The sequence below is a fragment of the Spirosoma oryzicola genome (assembly GCF_021233055.1).
Classification (GTDB): Bacteria; Bacteroidota; Bacteroidia; order Cytophagales; family Spirosomataceae; genus Spirosoma; species Spirosoma oryzicola.
In genome coordinates this window covers 4,664,991-4,684,981 of the sequence record NZ_CP089538.1, presented here as the reverse complement: position 1 = coordinate 4,684,981, position 19,991 = coordinate 4,664,991, and the positions used below count along the sequence as shown (strand labels likewise).

The window sequence follows — 19,991 nt, the reverse complement described above, 5'->3', positions numbered from 1 at the left end:
GCATAAACAATACCGGTCTGGGGAGCTTTTTAGCAGTGCTAAAGATAGCGATGCCTTCATGTAGGCTTTACCACGATAGTCACCAATTGCACGAATGGAGTCATGAGTTGTGCAAATGAAGGGTTAATCAGTATCTGTGACCGGTCAGGAGTACGGACTCAGCGTACCGTTTGCATAGGGGCGAGTAAGGGTAAAACTACCGTAAAGGAGTCGTTTTCCTCCTGAACAACAATGTCGGACTGGGTGAGCATCCGGTATTTGGCCGCGATATTGGCTAATCCGACCCCATTGCTCAAACTTTGTTTACTCTTGCGCTGGAGATTATTGCGAACCAGCAGCAGAAAGCAGTCCTGCTTCAGCTTGTCGGTTGAGGCTGACGTGGTGATGTCAATAACAAGGGGGCGGCCCGGCGATACAATGTTATGCTTGACCGCGTTTTCGACCAGCAGCTGTAGCGTAAGCGGAGGGAGCGAATGTGTCAGGCAATTGTCGGGTACTGACGTACGTACGGCTATTCCCGAACCATGCCGGGTTTTAAGTAGATGCGTGTACGATTGGATAAAACGTAACTCCGTATGGAGTGACGTAAGCTCGCGGTCGTTCGATTGAAGTAGGTAGCGGTACACTTTCGACAATTCATCGACAAATTCTCCGGCCTGAACGGGCGAGTCTTCGATCAGCGTGGAAAGCGAATTGAGCGCGTTAAACAAAAAATGCGGATTGACCTGATTTTTCAGCGAATCGAACCGAGCCTGCCACTCGGCTTTCATCAGTTGCTCTTTTTCCTGATACGTCTTTTGCCATTGCCGAATCAGGTACTGACCCTCGTATACAACGACGTAAACGCACACGTAGACGAACTGAATACCTGTTGTTTCGATGTAATTGTACAGATCGACTTTCCAGATGCGGGTATCCAGTAAACTATTGATCAATACGCGTAACGAGGAATTAACATTGGCCAGAAGAATAATCAGGAAGCCAAGAAGAATAAGCCGCTGGCGGGTGCGGTGTAGACCGGGATACTTGTTCTGAATAATACCAATCAGCCGTCGGGCAATCTCCCAGCCTAAATAACCGAGCGAAAGAGCGATACAGATGTATTGAATGGCTTGACGCGGAGTGTTATTGACGAGAATCGAAAGTCGGAAAAAGAAAGAACCAAAGGCAAACAGCAGCAAGGGTCCCCAAAGGCGTAACTTCGTATCCCTGGATAATTGTCTGGTCATGGGTGGTGAGAAAAGGAAAGCTCCGCTGTAGCAAATTAACCGAAGAGCAGGACTTTTCAGTAAAATACACAGACAAATACTCGAATAAGTCTACAATCTCTGTCTGTATGGTGTTTATTCGGCACGTATACTAAAAATCCCCAGCGAGTAATGGCCGGGGATTTGGGGATAGAAGCGTTCCAAACGGACTATTTCGTTTGCTTTTTTGTCGGTGTATGCTGCACTTTCTGAGCCGTTACGCTATGCTGAGGCTTGTAAATCGCACCGGTTGCAAAATCAACGAGGGTACCCGGCCAGAACAATAGGATGTCGGCTATCAACGCGCCGGTCCGGACTTGTCGTTGTGGTTCGCCGGGCATTGGCTTGCGTTTTTGAGCGTCGGTGATACGGCCACCAAAAACAGTTGCACAACTGGTTAGCGATCCTGAAAGAGTGATTGCGGCTAAAGCCAGTACAGTAAATTTCTTGAATGATTTCATGGTATTGGTCCGCTGCTGCGGTCGTTAAAAAGGAGGTTTATTTGGTTGCCGAAACAGTTAGCTCAACGCCGTCGCTGTCTTCGCCACTGATGCTTAGTTTGTTGTTGCTGCCTTTGGCAATAACATTCCCATTTAGTCGGTATTCAACGCTACCGTTGCCGGCGTCAACTACGGTTACGTCGTCGGCAGAATCTTCAATGAACGCTTCACCCGTTGATTTAAGGTTGATCGCTACATCAATGGATACCGTCGTTGCGGTCTGACGGCTTACTTTCATCGTGCCTTTCAGGTTGGTTTCGCTGGCCGGATACTTTTTGCCGCCTGTAGTTAGTTCAGAGAAATTATACGTGCCTGATACCTGGCTGGCCAAATCTGGCGCAGGCGTATCTTTTTCCTTCTTACAAGCGGAAAGAGAAGCGGCTACGAGTAGCACGAGGAGTGCTGAGCGACGAAAAGCAAAAAATGTGTTCATTATAGTTATGTTGTTTTGGGAAAAAAAGAGGTTGCCCGGTTGGGCTTGGCTCATTGATCGATACAAAGGTGCTCGACAATATAGACTGTTTGAAAGGGTGCCTGTACCAACTGGCAAAAGAGCGGCTTAAACGGGAAGAACTGCGGAATGAACCGGAAAACGCATCGTTAGCACTTGCCGTTGCGAAAGCACGAATGACACCTGATGGAAATTCCTGTGATCAAAGAAATTACGTCATAAGGGAGACTTGTACAGCTGAACACCAGAAAACAGCAGTTCATGTTGACGCTTATTTCAACCTGCCGCGTATCGCTCCAAATTTGTACTAATCACTAGTTACCAACAACGACAATGACCACGATCTCTATTTTAGCGAACGTCCAGATTCGGGACTATGAACAATTTATGACCGTTTTTACGACAAACGGGAAAGCTGCTCGGCAGCGCCACGGCTGCCAACGTGCGCAGGTGTTTACACTGCCGGCGCCAGAGCAGCTTGTTATTCTATTCGACTGGTCTTCGCGGGCCGATTTCGAAGGATTCTTGGCTGATCAAACGGTTAAAGAAACAATGCAGGCCAGTGGTACAGTGGGACCGCCTACGTTTACGTTTTTGACCAAGACCGCTGAACTGCCCGCCTAACCTGCTCTGTTCATAATGGGATGACAATGAGCATCCCATTATGACGTATCGGTACACTGTTCAACGACTTAATTCATGCGGCTACGGAGCCGACTCGTGCGTTATGTAGCGAAGTCTGTGTTGGGTTTGTAGCGCGCTGTAAAAGCGGACTAAGCTTTTCTACCTATCTTTGCCGTTTCCCCGCACAGTACACTATGAATAGTCAACTATTCAACAAAAGAGATCTCATTGCTTATTTTATTGTCGCGGCCATTGGTGCTTCGTTGCAGCTGATAGTCGGCACATTACTTCAGGAGTGGTTTCCCGTTACCTACGAACAGGCGCTGTTAGCCGGTTATGTCTCTTCTTTTTTCATTGGATTTTATCTCACCAAGCTCTTTGCGTTCAACGCAAAAAACTCGGCGAAGACCCGGCGCGAAATTGCCAAATTCACGCTAGTTTCGATACTGTCCTGTATCATAACCGTCTACGGATCCTCGCTGCTTTATCAGTTCTCGACCGAAAGGATGGAAGCGATTCTATTCACAATTCCTTTCTCCGTCAAAGTGGTGAACATCAATAAGCTGGCTTCGCACACGGCGGGCATGGGACTAAGCTTTATCAGCAATTATGTCCTGCACAAACAGTTTACCTTTCGAAACACAGGCTTTTATGATAAGCTAAAGCGGCTGATGAACCTGTAAAATCTACAGCCTCTTTGCAGTATCGATCACTAAAAAGCCCCTGCCAATCCATTGTTGGCAAGGGCTACACCTTGAGCTGACTCTGTAGTTAGTGATGCGTCGATAGAGAAGCGGACGTATTATCGGCCGGTCGCAAAAACGGCTGTCCGACGTACTGGACGGGCAACGACCGTTTCCATACCCAATAACCGGGCACGTTCAGTGCGCAAAACGGTGCGGATGTGTCTGGTAGTTTTCATTGGTTTGATTCGTAAATGGTGTTTGTATCCGCAGGTACGCATCAGGCCGTGCTCTACTTGAACTAGCGTCATCGTCAAACAGGGCAGACGTGATGCGTACCTGCGGATTTTAAGGAATTATCTTAGAATTTTGCGGTCAGACCGAGTTTCACGGCTGATACGCCATAACCTACTTCTGCGAACGCGCCAACTTTTGGGGCGAACATGAACCGGGCACCCAGGTGTAATCCGACGAACAGGCCACTGTTGTACCCGCCGTAATCATAATACCCGCTATTGCCTGCATACCGGAAGCCAAGGGATGCACCAACGTAAGGGTCAAAGGTGCTGGTTTGCACATTCATCGCTTCGCCCAGGTGGTATGATGCCCGCCCGCCAAAATAGACGAAGTTGTAACCGCCTGAATAATAGCCGTTGGCATAGCGGTAGTAGTCGATGGAGCCGCCGACCGAAAAGTTGTTTTTCGCGTCTACTTCAACCGAAACGCCTAGTGGCAAACCACCCCCGTAGTAGGTTGCTAAGCCAAGTCCGGCGTTGAGGTATACCGCATGACTGCTGCGTGATGGACGACTGTACGAGCGTGTCGTAGCGTAACGCGCACCAGGCTGTGGCCGGGCAACCGTCTGCGAAGTTGGAGCGGGTTGGGCTTCTACTGGGGCTGGTCTGGCTTCTGCTACCGGAGCTTGTGCCCTCGGTGCGACCGCAGTTGTTGCTGGTCGTCTAACCGGGCTGGCAGCGGGTCTCTGAACTGGTTTTCTGACGGCGGTGCTGGTTTGGGTAGCCGGGCGCCGAACCGACTGCTGAGCCATAGTGAGATCCGTAGAGCAGACAAGGGCAATCGCCAGCATGGCTAATTGAGTAAACGATTTCATGACAGTATTTGTTGTTTCTGGTTATCCGTGAGGAACGATGCAAACTTACGTCGCGAACGGGGGGACGAACCAGCAGCTACTGTCTGAACTGTATAAAGAACCACCTGAACTGCGTCGAACAGGCGTTGAAGCGGGCTACACTAGTAGTTTGATTTTTTGAACTATAGTACGTATTTAAAAAGATAAATCACTGTAGTTTAAGGATTTGTCTGTTTTGAATTTGGACGGTAAAACAAATGGTTGGTTTGCAAAGTATAGTTCCGTTTTACAAACCAACATAATAATCGTAGCCGCGTTCGGCCCAGAAGTCGCGCGGGCGTTCATCCGCGAAGAACATCCGACCGATACGCTTGAGATTTTTGACGCCGTATTTTACCGGAATAATCAGACGAAGCGGAGCACCGTGCTGACTATTGATCGGTTGCCCGTTCAATTCGTAAGCGAGCAGTGTCTGTGGGTGGAGCGCACTCTCTATATCGATACCGACATAATACCCTTTATCGGGCGTTTCCAAACCGATGTAGTTAAACAGATCATCCGTGTTGTCGGGAGAGGGAGCGTTGCCGCTGCGCGTTCCGAGCTTGTATTTTTCCAGAAAATCAGACAAACGAACTCCGCCCCAATGCTGGATCTGACTCCAGCCTTCGATGCATTTGAATTCGTAGACAATCTCCTGTTTGGGTAATGCTTTGATGTCGTCAATAGTCAATGCCAACGGTTGCTTTCCCGGAACATCGATCTGAAGTTTCCAGTCTTCCGGAATCGGCGATTTCAAGCCGTCGTAACCATTTACGCGGGCTTTTTTGGCGGCATCGTCAACGGCAAACGTGCGGATTAGATGCGTGTCGCTAAAGTACGTACGCGCAATCGTCTCGTTGGTGTTCAGGACATCCCGCAAAGGTTTAAGCATACCCATTGCTTTGGGGCTGCGCGTTATCCAGTTATACGAAACGAAAGGAACGGCTGCGGCAACAGAAAACCACCCGAACGCTTTTAGCATCCGTCGGCGAACGGCTGATTCTGGAACATCTTCCTGCGGCAGTTGCGGTTCGTTTGGAGCGGGTTTATTCGGTATAGTCATGATAAAGCGGGTCGGGTTGGAGGGGTCATAGGCGATGGCGTCGGTTCCGATGGGCCAGCAGGGCGTACGTTGTCGGACCCTTGCGGTGTTGGCTGATTGGGGGAGTGTGGCTTGATGACTTCAACGCCCGTTATCATGGATTGAAAGTTTTGCCAGCCCGCCCGAATTACCTGAGCAACGTGAACAAAGAAAAACAATACAAAGCCAACGGTTAGAACGAAGTGTTCCAGACGGGCCGCTTCGTAGCCGCCAAGCAACCGCGTAAGCCACGAAAATTGCGTTGGTTTATAGATGGCATAACCCGTGAGTATTGAGCCAACACCCATAAGAATAATGGTTGAATAAGCGATTTTTTGCGCTCCATTGTACTTGATAAAAGGCGGTTGCGATTTACGAAGTCCCAGATCGTAGAGCGTTACCTGAACCGCTTCCCGAAAAGAGTTGCGGTCTGGCACCAGATGCCGCCATTCGCCGGAAACAACGGTATAACCCACATACAGCAATCCGTTCAGCAGAAAAATCCACATGAACACGAAGTGCCAGGCCATACCCTCGGCCAGTCGGCGGGACAGCTTGAAAAATTTATAGAATCCGTCGGGGAAAAAAGAAATAAGCGTGTAATCACCGATCTGAATTTTGTACGGATCGTATGCCCAGTAGATCAGCATTCCGCTCCAGATCATGACGAACAGCACCGGAAAATTAATCCAGTGAAACCAGCGAATGGCTAGCGGGTGCTTGTGGACAATTCGTTTCATCGGTTAATATAGTTAGGGTAGTTTGTTGGGTCGCCTGTAGTCTATAACGAACAATTGGGTTTATTAGATTCTTGAATTGCTATTTATTGGATCAATAATAACAAGATTGCAGAGCGCTACCTTTGTGCTATACTTTTCTACTTGTGCCGTATGTCGTTACGAACCCTCGATACTGGTCTTTTTAAGCTTGATGGTGGTGCTATGTTTGGTGTTGTCCCTAAGCCGCTCTGGAATAAGCTCAACCCCGCCGATGAGTTGAACCGCTGTACCTGGGCTATGCGTTGTTTGCTCTTCGAACAGGGAAATCGGCTTTTGCTGGTAGATACCGGTATTGGCGACAAGCAGGATGCTAAGTTTTTTGGTCACTATGATCTCCACGGGGATGCTTCGCTGCTAAGTTCGATCCGAAAAGTAGGGTACTCGGAAACTGACGTAACCGACGTACTGCTTACGCACCTTCATTTTGACCATGTAGGGGGAGCCGTCAGGCGAAACGAGGAACGGCTAGTTCCGGTTTTTTCAAACGCTGCTTACTGGACACACCCATTGCACTGGAATTGGGCAATGAACCCGAATCCGCGCGAAAAAGCGTCGTTTCTGAGCGAAAATATTCGGCCTTTGCAGGAAAGTGGTCAACTGAAATTTCTGGAGCAGAATCCATTTCCGTACGATACGATCTCGTTGCTGTACGTAGATGGCCATACGGAAAAAATGGCGCTGCCGCTCTTTCAGATCAACGGACGAACAGTTGCATACATGGCCGATCTGATTCCGTCGTCGGCGCACGTCCCGTTGCCCTACGTGATGAGCTACGATATGCGACCGTTGCTGACAATGGACGAGAAAGCCCGGCTATTGCAACAGGCTGCTGACGAAAACTGGATTCTGGTCTTCGAGCATGATCCGGTCACAGAAGCCGGAACCGTTGAAAAGACTGAGAAAGGAGTTCGGGTAAACGAAAAGGGAAAACTCTCGGACTTTCTGTAACGCGGCCATCCTGTCCGCGTTACGGGTGCAAACCAAAAAATTGATCCAGTCGTTATTTGATTGGAGCGAATTGATGAACAATGAAAATTGGTTTGGTATTGTCCGGTGGTGGAGCGCGCGGAGTTGCTCACTTGGGCGTAATAAAAGCTTTACAGGAAATGGGCATTGGGTTCGATCAGATTGCCGGAACCAGTGCCGGAGCCATTGTTGGCGCATTGCTTGCTCAGGGTTACTCCCCCGACGAAAGCTTGAAACTAATTGAATCGTCGTCTTTCGTGCGGCATTTACGACCTACCTGGAATCGGATGGGCCTGTTGCGGCTCGATCCTATCGTTGATCTATACCGAAAGTATATTCCTCATGATTCCTTCGAAGGGCTGCAAATTCCGTTGCACGTAGTAGCGGTTGACCTCAACAGCGGAGAACAGGTTGTGTTTGAAAAGGGTGAACTCGTCCGGCCCGTACTGGCATCGTGTTGTTTGCCGGGCATTTTCGAGCCGTTTATGATCAACAAGCGGCAGTATGTGGATGGGGGAGTCCTGAACAATTTACCCGTCGATGTCATCGAGCACAAAGTAGATTGCCTAATTGGGTCGCACTGCAACGTGCTGGGACCGCGCAAGCCCATTACGTCGATGCGCGGGGTAATCGAACGGAGCCTGGTGCTGGCGGTGCAGAGTAAAACAAAAGATCGGTTTGCCCGCTGTTCGGTGCTGATCGAACCCCCTCAGTTGGCACAATACACTACGACCGACATCAGCAAAGCGCGGGATCTGTTCCGGGTTGGTTATCAGTATACGAAGTCGATCGCGGCTGATATCGAGAAACGACTCCAAACGCCACCGATTGAAATTGTTTAATAAGCGCCCGGAAGGCTTTTGAGCCTGCGCTCACCCTACTACGCAGACAACCGGTGTAAATCAAACGCTGGTTACTCAATTAAACAGCCGACTGCCTCCGTGCGTGCTTCAGGAACCGGCTGATTGGTTAGTAACGCGTTGAGGGCATCCCGTAAGTAGGTATGTACGGCTTCGGTGCGACGCTTTCCCAGATCAACGTACCAATCATCGATAGCCCCTTGGTACCGCACTTTTCCATCCGACTGCATGACAACCACTTCGGGCGTGACGTGCGCCCGAAACTGCCGGGCCAGCCGTGCCCCCTTGTCTGGCTGTCCGGCAAAAGGCAACTTATAATCGACTCGAAACTGCTCAATCGCTTTCGGCGTGTCCGTCCGAAGCGGAAAGACAGCAACAAACCGCACCCCTTCCGGACTAAATGTCTGATACAGCTCCGCTAGTCGGCGTGTGTATTGCTGACTAATGGGACATTCGGTGTTTAAAAAAGCGTATACCGTGAGATTTGTCGGACGCTGGTAGGTGCTTCTCTGCCAGCTTGTCGCACCAAGTAGGAGTATAATGCCAATGACGAGACGGTAGTGAATGCTGATTAACACCGTTAATCGGTTTGTCCGTTTACCCATGTCTGTAAGGCTATGCATGATAACTACAAAAATACCAATCAAAAATAGTCTATTGCTATAAACTCCTGTAGTAAGACCAGCAGGCAACGTCTGATTAGAATCAACTAGTAAATTATGGTACTATTTTCAGATTAAAAAAATTTAATTGTTAGTATCCTAAATTTGAAGAACCGTATATTAACTAAAAAAAGATTGAGTATTTATACTAAGTAATTTAGGTATTTATAGTAAATGTATTGCGAAATATAGAAGTGATTGTAATTATCAGTGTATAATATTCACCAACAAAGGAAATTTTACAAACGATCGTTAAATCCACATTAATGTTAGGTATATGCATAGTGAGTAATAGTTTTGTATTGTTTAATTAGTGATTTAGATTTGGGTAAAGGAATGGTTTTTCTTGTCCTAACACTAATTAGATATGAGTAAATTTCTATTGGTGAGTATGCTACTGGTATGCTCATTCTTGACTACTGCCTGGGCGCAAGAGCGAAGAGTCACGGGCAAGGTTACGTCGGCGGAAGAAGGATCTCCTTTACCGGGCGTTTCAGTAATTGTCAAAGGATCAAAAAGAGGCACCATAACGGATGGCGCTGGTATTTATAGCCTCTCTGTACCAAGCGAGAAAGGAACTACGCTGGTATTTAGCTTTGTCGGAACCGTTAATCAGGAAATCGTACTTGGTAACGAATCAACGCTAGATGTGAGCCTAGCTTCCGACTCAAAGTTACTTACCGAAGTCGTTGTAACAGGGAGCGGTGTTGCTACCAGTAAGGCCAAATTGGGAATTGCCGTCGAAAGTGTTTCGGGTAAAGATTTACCGCAAACACCAACCGCATCCATCGACCAGGCGCTGATCGGTAAAATTCCAGGCGCGCAGATTTCGTCGGTCAGTGGTAACCCCGGCGACCCGGTGAACATCTTACTGCGTGGTATCAACTCCGTTCAGGGCGGAACCAAACCGCTGATCATGGTTGATGGTGTTCAGGTAGCCGCTACCGATATCAACTCGCTGGACTTGAGTAACGTAGAGCGGATCGAGATTGCGCAGGGTGCTGCTTCGGCCTCTATCTACGGTGCTCAGGGTGCAAACGGTGTTATTCAGGTGTTTACAAAGAAAGGAAAAAAAGGGCGTATAGCGGTTAACGTATCGACCAGCTATGCTACGAATGAATTTTTGAACGTCGGCAACGTACGCAAAGCCGACATGCACCCTTACTTGACCGACGCAAATAATAACCTTGTTGATGCTTCGGGCAAAATACTGTCGATCAACGATGTCGGTTCACTGATGGGAATATCGTACCAGTACGGTGGAGCAACGCGGTACGCTATTCAGGATATTCGGAACAATGCCAACAAGCCGTACGATGCGAACTTGAAATACTATGATCACTTCAAGCAGGTATTTCAAACGGGAACAACGGTCAATAACAGCGTCAACATTTCGGGGGCCTCGGAGAAAAGCGACTTCAACATTGCCGTGGCTAACAATCACAACGTTACGCCTATCCTGAAAAACGGCTACATCGACCGGAGCAACTTATCGGCCAATTTCGGTACCGAGATCTTTAAAGGATTTACGATCCGTTCGACCACGCAACTGGTATACACGAAGAACACCCTGAAGCCAGGGCTAGGCGCTGCCGGTGGTAAATACTATGGTCAGGGAAATTCGTTGGGTAATATTGGATCGGTATACGGATTTTTGAATACGTCGCCGTTCTTTGACCTGACTGCCAAGCTGCCCGACGGATCGTATCCACGCCACCAACAGGGGGATAGCTATCTGAGTGTCAACGCGAGCAACCCGTATTACAACCTCCAATACACGGACGGTCTGGATAATAAAGTAGACGTTATTCAGAACTTTGACGCCAATTACAAGATCAATAAGTTCGTTGAACTTAACGCCAAATACGGCATTAACTACCGTAACGAGAACGCCCGTTGGACGTACTACAACCAGTCTCAAAACGCAAACTCCAATTTTTACAATAGTTATTCATCCAATTTTGCATCAGACAACAAGGGCGAGATTGCGAACTGGCAGTACAACACCACGTTCCAGAACTTCCTGGGGACAGCATTCATTCGGACGAATTTCCAGGATGACTTTCACATCAATGTACCCATCGAAACCAGTACGCAAGTGTCTTTCGATTACCGCAAAAATCGGTACACCGAATACGATACGTACGGGTTGGGTTTAGGTCTGGCACCACCTTACAACATCTCGTCTACATCAAAACAGGCGGTATCATTCGATTATGTAAAACCGTTTGTCACCTACGGTTATCTGGTCAACCAGAAAGTTGATTTCGGCGATTACGGTGGCGTTACGGCTGGTTTCCGGAGCGACTGGTCGTCAACGTTTGGTGGCGGATCGACACCGTTTACTTTTCCGCATTTTGACGGACATATTGCGCCCTTATCTTTCTTTAAAAACAGCCGTTTGGCGAACACCCTATCGTACTTCAAACTGCGGGCTGCTTACGGAGAGGCCGGTATCCAGCCGGGCGCTTTTGACCGCTACCCAGTGCTCGATCAGCAGAACTTGGGTTCCGGTCTCGTTTATTCGATTCAAACCACCAGCAACAACCCAAACTTACAGGTTGAGGTATCGAAAGAACTTGAAGTTGGTACAGACTTTACCGTTAGCAGTCATTCGGGACGTACCTGGCTCAGTTCTCTTTCGGGATCGTTTACGTACTGGAAGCGCAAAAGCGAAAACGTGATTTACACGGTTAGCGTACCACCATCGACTGGCGCAACGGGACAGCTGACCAATGCTATCGGCATGTCCTCGAATGGGGTTCAGTTTCAGTTGTCGCTGCCCGTTTACAGTTCCCAAAATCTGAAGTGGGACTTCACGACCAATTTCGGCCATCAGCTTTCTAAAATTGATGCTATTGCCGGTGGAGCCGACATTATTCTGTCAACGGCTGCTGGTAGTACCGCGCTGGTTTTGACGCCCGGTCAACCCATTGGACAGATCTATGGCTACAAGGCCCTGACCAGTATGGACTACGTCAATCAGGAAGGAGTGCGGTACATTCCCGCTGCCAACGAAGGAAACTACACGATGGTTGACGGTCGGGTTGTGCGGAAATCGGATTACCAGATCATGTTCACGAACCAGACCTACGCTCTGGGTAACCCGAACCCGAAGTTCAATGCTTCGTTTATCAACGGATTTACGTTTAAAAACTTCCTGACGTTCAACTTCCAGGTTGACTGGGTATATGGTGCCCACCTGTACAACCAGACCAAAGAATGGATGTACCGCGACGGTATTCACGGCGATTTTGCGAAGCCAGTAACCATTGACGGCAAAACGGGCGCTTTCTCGGCGTATTGGTCCAGTGCGTATTATGCGCTATGGGGCAGCACACGCGGGGCTGGTAACAATGCGACGAAGGATTTCTTCTACGAAGATGCTTCCTTCGCCCGGTTAAGAAACGTCTCGCTGGCTTTCGATCTGGCCAAAGTGGTGAAACTTCCGTACATCAACAGAGCCCAACTGGTATTTACCGGGCGGAACCTCTACACACTCACGAAGTACACCGGGTATGATCCTGAAATCAGTTCAGGTGCTTCAAACTCGTCGTTCGACCGGGGAGTGGACCACAGCACCCTGCCTAATACGAAGTCCTATCAGATTGGTTTGAATCTTGGGTTCTAATCATTAATCACCATTGACAATGAAGCTTAATTCCTATAAATTTCTTTATACCGCTTGTTTAACAGCACTTTTGTTGGGGGCTGTTTCCTGCAAAGAACAGCTGGATGTTGGCAACCCAAACGCGCCAACGTACGACGCTAACGTCAATACCGAAACGGGCCTGATCAATCTTGCCCAAGGCGCTGTCTATATTAATGGATTTGGTAATGCCATTACAAGCTCGGGCTCTACGGTTGACGCCTGGTTGGGTGATAGCTATTTTTCCCTGCCTTGGGGCTATAGTGCGCTGATGGCTGACATGGTAGGCGCGGACGCGTCGAATAACCAGGTCACAACCATCGGGCAGCCGGATTACATCATTCTTGACGACGGAACGAAAGTAACGAATCCTGCCCCGCAAGTCGGTATTATCCGGTCGTACAACAGCCGGGCGGCCACCGGAGCCGGTAACAACCCACTTTACTACCAGTGGACTAATATGTATTCGCTCAATAACGGCTGTAATCAGGTTTTGAAGCTGATTGACGGCATCAAATTTTCGGGTGATGCTGCTTCACGGGCCAATACCATCAAAGCCTGGTGTTACTGGTGGAAAGGGTACGCTTATGCCTCCATCGGGTCGATGTACTACTCCGGATTGATCAACGACAATGCCGCTACGACCAACGGAAGCTACGTACTCCACGACGCCATTATCAACCAGTCGAACACAAACTTTAACCTGGCCGCTACCACGCTGAGCGCCATTACGAGTACGACGGATTATCAGGCCGTTCTGGGCGCATTGATTCCGTCGACGAGTCAGGTAGGGCGCGGGGGCGTACTTACCGTTGATATGTGGAAACGCAACATCAATACCATGCTGGCTCGTAACATTCTGGTTAACAAACTGGCTCCTTTCGTGAATGGCAATCCCAATGCTACCATCAGCAAGTCGTCGACAACGGCGATGACAACTGCCGACTGGAATAGTGTGCTGACATTAGTTACAAACGGCATTCAGCAGTCGGATTTGATTTTTACGGGTCGCAGTGCCGCAAACAATTCCTTTATTTCGCCGGGCGGAGGAACTGTCTCGTCGCTGGCTGTTGGAACAAATACGAGCACTACGTTCCGCATCAGTGAACGATTTATCCAGAATTTCAACGCAGGTGATAAGCGGCTCAGCAGCAATTTCAGCATGGCCACTACGTACAAAAATAACTACATCTACACCACGCGCTATAGCCTGCTTGATGCGAGTACAGTACCCGCTGGTGTGTATGGATACGGAAGCCGGAGCGCTGGCGTTTCTGAACTGGTGATTGCGGGTAGCTATGAAGAAAATGCGTTGATGCTGGCTGAAGCTAATATCCGACTCGGTAATGTGGAAACAGGGTTAGCGTTTGTGGATGCCGAAAGAACCTACCAGGGCGCGGGCGTTGCAGCCGTTGCCGGAACGGGACTTACGCAGGCAAAAGCGCTTACCGAACTGACGAAAGAAAGACGAGTAGCCTTGTTCAGCAGAGGGTTATCGTACTACGACAGCAGACGGTGGGGATGGACCTATGACATCAGCACTGGAGGTGGAAGCTATGGTAACACCGTTGTTACGACGGCGGGTACTGTCAACAAAAACGTTACCATCAATTACAATTTCATGGACTATTGGGATGTGCCTGCTGACGAAGCGGTGCTGAACCCATCGACATCCGGCGTAGCCACGCAAAACCCCAATTATTAAAGCAATTCCATGCTACGATAATCAATCAGCATAAGTTAATTTGACAGAGCGGCTTTTCCATTAGGAGAAGCCGCTTTGCGTTAAAAAAGTGTGTCGATTAGCTGATTCGTAACAAAGTAGGACCAGATGATGCTATCAAATAAGTGTTATTCATTTGTGCTGACAGCTTTAATGGAAGTAAACACCTAGTTTACCTGTATTTTTATACGACGTAATGTTTTTTTTCGTTTAATCCGGTAGCGTCCTTTGGTATTTTCAGTACATTGTTTTGCGGTCGGGAAAGCTACAACCTAAAAGATTTTGCTTGGATTATAATCTATACATGAGGAACTATTACGGTATTATTTTTTGCGGAGTCTTGGTGGCTATGCTGCCAGTGCGGCTATGGGCGCAGGGCCAGCGTATAACGGGTAGAGTGACATCGGCGCAGGATGGCCAGCAACTACCGGGCGTTAATATTCAGGTTAAGGGTACTACTACCGGTGCCAGTACCGACGCCAACGGAAGCTACAGCATTGCGGTTCCTAATGGAAATGCGGTTCTGGTACTCACCTCAATCGGTTTGATAACCCAGGAAGTGACAGTCGGCAATCGCACGGTCATCAACGTGCAGATGCAGGAAGCACTCAATGAACTGGCGCAGGTCGTCGTGACGGGGTATAACACCACCCAGCGGAAAGACATTACCGGTTCCATCGCTTCTATCTCATCCGAAAAATTCAAAGACATTCCCGTTGCCAGTTTGGATCAGGCTCTTCAAGGGCAGGCCGCTGGCGTTTTGGTTACGCAATCATCGGGTACGCCGGGTGGCGGGCTAAGCGTGCGTATCCGTGGTAACACGTCAATCTCTGCTTCGAACCAGCCATTGTACATCGTGGATGGAGTTCAGATTCAGACCAGTGCGCTAACCACAGGCTACGGAGGTCAAAATGACAACGCGTTAGCCTTATTGAATCCGAACGACATCGAATCGTTCCAAGTCTTAAAAGATGCGTCGGCAAAAGCCATTTACGGTTCGCGGGCTGCCAATGGGGTTGTGTTGATCACAACGAAACGTGGTAAAGCCAACCAGAAAACAACGATTACCGCCGACGTTCAGCGGGGCATGACCGACGTGGTAAAGCGCCCCCAGCTACTAAACTCGTCACAACTGCTCGATCTTCAGCGAGAGGCTGTCATCAATGCTGGTCAGGACCCAGACAAGCTGGGCTTGATCAAAGGCGTTACGGACGGTATCAATACAAACTGGCTGGATATGGTTCTGCGGAAAGGCATCTACCAGCAATATCAAGTATCGGCACAGGGTGGCAACGAGCGGACCCGCTTTTATCTGAGTGGTAATTATCGGGACGAAGAAGGTGTGTTGATCAATAATGGCTTTAATCGGCTCAGTGGAACCATGACGGTTGATCATAATGCGACGCCAAAGCTTTCATTTGGTGCTAATGCAACCGTATCAAGAGCACTTAACAAGCGAGTTTTAGGCGATAACGCGTTAAACGGTATTTACTCGAGTGCAATCAATAGTTTGCCTTACTATGCCCCATACGATGATCAGGGAAAATTGACCGTTCCAGGTGATCCAAACTATGCAGGTTTCCCAAATTTCAATCCGGTTGCTGAAGCGTTACTATCTCGTCAAAATGTATTGACTTCGAAGTTTTTGGGTGGCATTTATGCGCAATACAAATTCCGCGATAATTTAACATTTCGCTCAAAAGCCAGTGTTGACTACAACAACATTATCGAAGACCTGTATTACCCTACATCAACAGCTACTGGCGGTTTTGACACTAATCTAGGGCAGCAAGGGTATGGCGAATACAATACCAATCTGGCAGCTACATTTACCAACACAAATACGCTAAACTATAACACGGTTATTAACGAAAACCACCGGTTTAGCGGCTTAGCTGGGCTCGAAATCATTCAACGTACAAGCCGGGTCGGCTCTGTGGCTGGTCAATATTTTCCGAGTGATGATTTTACATACATAGCGTCAGCGGGGGTCGTGAATCAGGGCAGCTCATCACTGGTAAACAGTGGTCTTTTTTCGGGATTCGGTGAAGTAAGATATGATTACAAAGAAAAATACCTGGCACAGGTAACTGCCCGGTACGATGGCTCCTCGCGATTCGGTCCAAACCGGCAGTTCGGCTTTTTTCCGTCGGGCTCAGTGGCCTGGCGGCTTTCCGAAGAAAGCTTCATGGAGCGATTCGACTTCTTTGACGATCTGAAAGTTCGGGCTAGTTACGGCTTTACGGGTAATGAGCAAATCGGTAATTTTCTGTTTCTGGGTACCTGGGGATCAACAACATACAGCGGTTCGTCGGGGCTTGGGCCTGTGCGGTTAGCCAACCCGAATTTGCAATGGGAGCGTACCCAGGAAGCAAACGTCGGGTTTGATGCGTCTCTGTTTGACGGACGACTAACCGTAACGTTCGATGCGTACAAGAATCTGACGGACAAACTGCTGTTCAGTCAGCCAATTCCATTAACCTCCGGCTTTGGCTCTGTACAAGGCAATATCGGCAAAATCAGCAATCAGGGGCTGGAGCTAACCATTTCGACTGTCAACATTGACCAGAAGGACAAACGATTCCGCTGGAGTACGGATTTAAACCTATCGCTGAACCGCAACAAGGTACTTGAATTAGCGACGGATGAGCCTCTTTACCGAGGGTTTGTCGCAAGCGGAGTTGCCGGTACAAACGTCGTATTACCCGGTCAGCCGCTGGGAACGTTCTGGGGATTAAAGTTCTTAGGCGTTGATCCTGCCACGGGCAATGCAATTTACGACGATAAAAATGGCGATGGCCGCATTACACCCGATGACGGACAAGTAATCGGCAATGCCCAGCCGAAATTTTTTGGTGGGTTTACAAACCGGCTCTCGTACAAAGGATTCGAGCTGGCTATTTTCTTTCAGGGATCATTCGGTAACCGAGTGCTGAACTTAACGAAGCAATCCTCGGTAAATGCAGGCTCTTCGATTCAATTTAATCAAAGCATTGATGCCCTAAAACGCTGGCAGAAAGAAGGTGATATTACCAGTGTGCCACGTTATGTGTACGAGAATACATACAACGACTACCTGAGTAGTCGATTTGTAGAGGATGGTTCTTATTTACGCCTGAAAAATGTGACGTTGGGCTATAATTTGCCTAAAACCTGGGCCAATCGCGTTAAGCTAGCCGGGGTACGCGTTTATGCATCTGCCACGAACCTGTGGACATTGACCAATTATTCTGGAGTCGATCCTGAATTAAGCGCAATCGATGGGTCAACGACGGCGCAGGGTATTGATTTTAACACCTTACCACAGGTGAAAAATATTGTGGCCGGGTTATCTGTAACGTTCTAATTATCCTGTAAAAGGAGATTATTTTAGCCACAATGAAGTCTTACTGCACGTTATTTATACTGTCATTATTGCTGCTTACTTCTTGTAAAGAAGTGTTAGAGCCCACGCCGTATGATATCCGCATTGATGATCTGGCATTAAGTCGTGCTGCTGATGTGCCATTAGTTCGGATTGGCTTGTACAGCGCCTTTCGGACCATGACGTCGTCGATAGTGATCGCGGGTGATTTTACCGCCGATAACATCAAACACAACGGTACATTTGCATCCTATCAGGAGTTTGGTACCAAACAGATTACCTCGACCAACACCGATGTAGCCAACTATTGGGGCAGTATTTACCGTACCGTTTACGTCGCTAATTTTATCCTGGAACGGCTGCCTGCCGTAACCGGCGTAACGGAAGCCAACCGCAAGCAGCTAACGGCGGAAGCTCGCTTTCTGCGCGGCTTCGCTAATTTTATGGGTACCTACACCTACGGCGATATTCCACTGCCTACAACTACCGATCAAAGTACAAACCGGAACATTGGCCGAACGGCGAGAGCTACTGTTCTGGCGTCGGTGCTGGCTGATTACCAGGCTGCGCTGGCGGACCTGCCGGATGATTCCTCAACGGGAGCGGCCTATTTGTCGAAACGAGTCGTTCAGGCGGCTCTGGCGCGTTTTTACTTGTACCAGAAGAATTGGGCCGAAGCGGAACGGTATGCTACGCTGGTTATCAGCTCCGGTAAGTTTTCGTTAGTACCCGATTATAACACGGTCGTTATCCAAAACTTCACGAGCGAGTCCATTTTCGAAGTGGGTTATACGCAGAATGATGATCCGGCTACATTAAATACCTTATTTGTCAGTCGTCGGGAGGTGATCCCTTCCGATCAGCTGGTAGCGGTTTTAAACTCGGCGGAGTCGGGAGCGCGGGTAGCCACGATTACTTTTAACGTGCAACAACAGCAGGGGAATGACAATGGCTGGACTGTTCGGAAATATGGAATAGCGATTGAAAACAATGCTAATATCGTTGTCTTTCGGCTGGCTGAGATGTACCTGATCCGGGCCGAAGCGCGTGCTCAACAAGGCAACCAGATAGGGGCCAACGGGGCTGTTGCTGACCTGACGATACTCCGTAATCGGGCTAAAGCAAGTGCCGTTACCGTTACCAACCAGGCCGACGTTCTGCTCGCTATTGAGCGGGAACGCCAGTATGAGCTGGCATTTGAAGGGCACCGCTGGTATGACCTGGTTCGGACGGGCCGGGCGCAGGCGGTTATGGCTGCTTTTTCCCCCAACTGGAACAGCCGCTACGAGTTATGGCCGATTCCCCAGTCAGAAATCTTACGTAACCCAGGGTTGCAAGGTGCCCAAAATCCTGGCTATTAATGAAGGCGCGAGTCAGAACTATGAGAACAAATACGTTACGTGTTTTACTAAGTGTAGGGTTGCTTTTTGTTATAGGCGTGTTTGCCTGCGAAACCACGGATGTTGACCGGACCTTCGAAGGGCCGTATTTTGTCCGCTTTACGGATTCAACGCTGACCTACAAAGAAAGCTACAGCCAGCCAATCCCGATTCGTGTGCACAACGTAGGGCCGGTATCGAATCAACCCATTACCATCAACTATGCCGTTAGTGGAACCGCCCGCGAAGGAAAAGACTACAGCATTATCGGTACAAAAGGGAAAGTCGTTATTCCGGCAAACAAAAGCTTTGGCGAAATCTCGTTACAACTGATCAACAACGCCAATAATATTCTGGAATCGCAGTCGCTGACGTTTACGCTGACGAGCGTTGAACCGAGTTCGCTGAAAGTTGGGTTTGGACCCACCGGTGCATTGGGTAAAAGCTTGTCGCTCACGATTCAGGACGACTGTCTCTTCGGCGGAACATACACCGGAAGTGGCGTGGTCAGTGGCAGAACCGTGTCTGTACCCAACATAAGCATAACCAGTGCTGATTGCAAACAGTACACATTGAGCAACTGGAACATTGGACTGACCCAATTCGTGGTTATTGGCAACAGCACCCTGTTCGGATTCAATGCGGAGAAGCCAACGCTGGTCTTTACCGACAACGGCGATAACTCGTTGACGGTACCAGCGCAAACGAACGGTTCGCTTGGTACGAACGGGTCACTCAGCGGAACCGGGGCCTGGAACCCGCGTAACCGTCAAATCACACTGAATCTTCAGGCTAAAGTTCAGATTGCCATGATTCGTGACACAACAACAACATACCGGGACACAACCTTGCGTTTTACGCAGACATACACACCCCAGTAACCTAACAAGCTGC

The 19,991-nt window shown here is 48.8% G+C and carries 17 protein-coding genes; 10 read left to right on the top strand and 7 right to left on the bottom strand.

Annotation, left to right across the window (positions count from 1 at the left end; genetic code table 11):
* Nucleotides 1-158 precede the first annotated feature (158 nt).
* The 3 genes from LQ777_RS19815 to LQ777_RS19805 all read right to left on the bottom strand — a co-directional run bounded on the left by LQ777_RS19815 (nucleotide 159) and on the right by LQ777_RS19805 (nucleotide 2,180).
* Nucleotides 159-1,229 carry a sensor histidine kinase gene (locus tag LQ777_RS19815; RefSeq protein WP_232559675.1) on the bottom strand — a complete coding sequence of 357 codons (1,071 nt, stop codon included), beginning with the start codon at nucleotides 1,227-1,229 and terminating at the stop codon, nucleotides 159-161.
* 188 nt (nucleotides 1,230-1,417) lie between these two features.
* On the bottom strand, nucleotides 1,418-1,708 hold the full coding sequence (locus LQ777_RS19810; protein ID WP_232559674.1) for a hypothetical protein: 291 nt from the start codon (nucleotides 1,706-1,708) through the stop codon (nucleotides 1,418-1,420).
* Nucleotides 1,709-1,745: 37 nt separating this feature from the next.
* Nucleotides 1,746-2,180, bottom strand: a complete 435-nt coding sequence (locus tag LQ777_RS19805) for a hypothetical protein (RefSeq protein WP_232559673.1) — start codon at nucleotides 2,178-2,180, stop codon at nucleotides 1,746-1,748.
* A 351-nt stretch (nucleotides 2,181-2,531) separates the two neighbouring features.
* On the opposite strand from LQ777_RS19805, the gene LQ777_RS19800 reads away from it, so the two are divergent.
* Nucleotides 2,532-2,822, top strand: coding sequence for an antibiotic biosynthesis monooxygenase (locus LQ777_RS19800; RefSeq protein ID WP_232559672.1), 291 nt, complete (start codon nucleotides 2,532-2,534; stop codon nucleotides 2,820-2,822).
* Nucleotides 2,823-3,016: 194 nt separating this feature from the next.
* Nucleotides 3,017-3,505: a GtrA family protein gene (locus LQ777_RS19795; protein ID WP_232559671.1), complete on the top strand. Its 489-nt coding sequence runs from the start codon at nucleotides 3,017-3,019 to the stop codon at nucleotides 3,503-3,505.
* A 361-nt stretch (nucleotides 3,506-3,866) separates the two neighbouring features.
* On the opposite strand, the gene LQ777_RS19790 is transcribed toward LQ777_RS19795, so the two are convergent.
* Nucleotides 3,867-4,616 carry a hypothetical protein gene (locus tag LQ777_RS19790; protein WP_232559670.1) on the bottom strand — a complete coding sequence of 250 codons (750 nt, stop codon included), beginning with the start codon at nucleotides 4,614-4,616 and terminating at the stop codon, nucleotides 3,867-3,869.
* A gap of 37 nt (nucleotides 4,617-4,653) precedes the next feature.
* On the opposite strand from LQ777_RS19790, the gene LQ777_RS30535 reads away from it, so the two are divergent.
* Nucleotides 4,654-4,776 carry a hypothetical protein gene (locus tag LQ777_RS30535; protein ID WP_255720733.1) on the top strand — a complete coding sequence of 41 codons (123 nt, stop codon included), beginning with the start codon at nucleotides 4,654-4,656 and terminating at the stop codon, nucleotides 4,774-4,776.
* A 105-nt stretch (nucleotides 4,777-4,881) separates the two neighbouring features.
* On the opposite strand, the gene LQ777_RS19785 is transcribed toward LQ777_RS30535, so the two are convergent.
* A complete protein-coding gene (locus LQ777_RS19785) occupies nucleotides 4,882-5,697 on the bottom strand; it encodes a molybdopterin-dependent oxidoreductase (protein WP_232559669.1) in 816 nt (271 codons plus the stop codon).
* Nucleotides 5,694-6,455: a cytochrome b/b6 domain-containing protein gene (locus tag LQ777_RS19780; RefSeq protein ID WP_232559668.1), complete on the bottom strand. Its 762-nt coding sequence runs from the start codon at nucleotides 6,453-6,455 to the stop codon at nucleotides 5,694-5,696. The genes LQ777_RS19785 and LQ777_RS19780 overlap by 4 nt, the downstream gene beginning before the upstream one ends.
* A 150-nt stretch (nucleotides 6,456-6,605) precedes the next feature.
* Between LQ777_RS19780 and LQ777_RS19775 the strand changes: the two genes are divergently transcribed.
* Both LQ777_RS19775 and LQ777_RS19770 read left to right on the top strand, forming a co-directional pair.
* Nucleotides 6,606-7,442, top strand: coding sequence for an MBL fold metallo-hydrolase (locus LQ777_RS19775; protein WP_232559667.1), 837 nt, complete (start codon nucleotides 6,606-6,608; stop codon nucleotides 7,440-7,442).
* Between the two features lie 80 nt (nucleotides 7,443-7,522).
* Complete coding sequence (locus LQ777_RS19770) at nucleotides 7,523-8,302, top strand: patatin-like phospholipase family protein (RefSeq protein ID WP_232559666.1); 780 nt, start codon at nucleotides 7,523-7,525, stop codon at nucleotides 8,300-8,302.
* 71 nt (nucleotides 8,303-8,373) lie between these two features.
* Here LQ777_RS19770 and LQ777_RS19765 read toward each other — a convergent pair whose 3' ends face one another.
* The gene (locus tag LQ777_RS19765; RefSeq protein ID WP_232559665.1) at nucleotides 8,374-8,943 is read right to left on the bottom strand and encodes a redoxin domain-containing protein; all 570 of its coding nucleotides are present in this window, start codon (nucleotides 8,941-8,943) and stop codon (nucleotides 8,374-8,376) included.
* Nucleotides 8,944-9,349: 406 nt separating this feature from the next.
* Between LQ777_RS19765 and LQ777_RS19760 the strand changes: the two genes are divergently transcribed.
* The 5 genes from LQ777_RS19760 to LQ777_RS19740 all read left to right on the top strand — a co-directional run bounded on the left by LQ777_RS19760 (nucleotide 9,350) and on the right by LQ777_RS19740 (nucleotide 19,978).
* The gene (locus LQ777_RS19760; RefSeq protein ID WP_232559664.1) at nucleotides 9,350-12,613 is read left to right on the top strand and encodes a SusC/RagA family TonB-linked outer membrane protein; all 3,264 of its coding nucleotides are present in this window, start codon (nucleotides 9,350-9,352) and stop codon (nucleotides 12,611-12,613) included.
* Nucleotides 12,614-12,632: 19 nt separating this feature from the next.
* Entirely contained in the window at nucleotides 12,633-14,336 is a 1,704-nt protein-coding gene (locus tag LQ777_RS19755; protein WP_232559663.1) for a RagB/SusD family nutrient uptake outer membrane protein, read from the top strand.
* A 322-nt stretch (nucleotides 14,337-14,658) separates the two neighbouring features.
* Complete coding sequence (locus tag LQ777_RS19750) at nucleotides 14,659-17,700, top strand: SusC/RagA family TonB-linked outer membrane protein (protein WP_232559662.1); 3,042 nt, start codon at nucleotides 14,659-14,661, stop codon at nucleotides 17,698-17,700.
* 92 nt (nucleotides 17,701-17,792) lie between these two features.
* On the top strand, nucleotides 17,793-19,079 hold the full coding sequence (locus tag LQ777_RS19745; protein ID WP_232559661.1) for a RagB/SusD family nutrient uptake outer membrane protein: 1,287 nt from the start codon (nucleotides 17,793-17,795) through the stop codon (nucleotides 19,077-19,079).
* 20 nt (nucleotides 19,080-19,099) lie between these two features.
* The gene (locus tag LQ777_RS19740; protein ID WP_232559660.1) at nucleotides 19,100-19,978 is read left to right on the top strand and encodes a hypothetical protein; all 879 of its coding nucleotides are present in this window, start codon (nucleotides 19,100-19,102) and stop codon (nucleotides 19,976-19,978) included.
* Nucleotides 19,979-19,991: the final 13 nt, after the last annotated feature.

Bases quoted from the DNA above. Each gene is read 5' to 3' on its own strand.
- LQ777_RS19815 (WP_232559675.1), bottom strand. From the start codon at position 1,229: ATGACCAGACAATTATCCAGGGATACGAAGTTACGCCTTTGGGGACCC.
- LQ777_RS19810 (WP_232559674.1), bottom strand. From the start codon at position 1,708: ATGAAATCATTCAAGAAATTTACTGTACTGGCTTTAGCCGCAATCACT.
- LQ777_RS19805 (WP_232559673.1), bottom strand. From the start codon at position 2,180: ATGAACACATTTTTTGCTTTTCGTCGCTCAGCACTCCTCGTGCTACTC.
- LQ777_RS19800 (WP_232559672.1), top strand. From the start codon at position 2,532: ATGACCACGATCTCTATTTTAGCGAACGTCCAGATTCGGGACTATGAA.
- LQ777_RS19795 (WP_232559671.1), top strand. From the start codon at position 3,017: ATGAATAGTCAACTATTCAACAAAAGAGATCTCATTGCTTATTTTATT.
- LQ777_RS19790 (WP_232559670.1), bottom strand. From the start codon at position 4,616: ATGAAATCGTTTACTCAATTAGCCATGCTGGCGATTGCCCTTGTCTGC.
- LQ777_RS30535 (WP_255720733.1), top strand. From the start codon at position 4,654: ATGCAAACTTACGTCGCGAACGGGGGGACGAACCAGCAGCTACTGTCT.
- LQ777_RS19785 (WP_232559669.1), bottom strand. From the start codon at position 5,697: ATGACTATACCGAATAAACCCGCTCCAAACGAACCGCAACTGCCGCAG.
- LQ777_RS19780 (WP_232559668.1), bottom strand. From the start codon at position 6,455: ATGAAACGAATTGTCCACAAGCACCCGCTAGCCATTCGCTGGTTTCAC.
- LQ777_RS19775 (WP_232559667.1), top strand. From the start codon at position 6,606: ATGTCGTTACGAACCCTCGATACTGGTCTTTTTAAGCTTGATGGTGGT.
- LQ777_RS19770 (WP_232559666.1), top strand. From the start codon at position 7,523: ATGAAAATTGGTTTGGTATTGTCCGGTGGTGGAGCGCGCGGAGTTGCT.
- LQ777_RS19765 (WP_232559665.1), bottom strand. From the start codon at position 8,943: ATGCATAGCCTTACAGACATGGGTAAACGGACAAACCGATTAACGGTG.
- LQ777_RS19760 (WP_232559664.1), top strand. From the start codon at position 9,350: ATGAGTAAATTTCTATTGGTGAGTATGCTACTGGTATGCTCATTCTTG.
- LQ777_RS19755 (WP_232559663.1), top strand. From the start codon at position 12,633: ATGAAGCTTAATTCCTATAAATTTCTTTATACCGCTTGTTTAACAGCA.
- LQ777_RS19750 (WP_232559662.1), top strand. From the start codon at position 14,659: ATGAGGAACTATTACGGTATTATTTTTTGCGGAGTCTTGGTGGCTATG.
- LQ777_RS19740 (WP_232559660.1), top strand. From the start codon at position 19,100: ATGAGAACAAATACGTTACGTGTTTTACTAAGTGTAGGGTTGCTTTTT.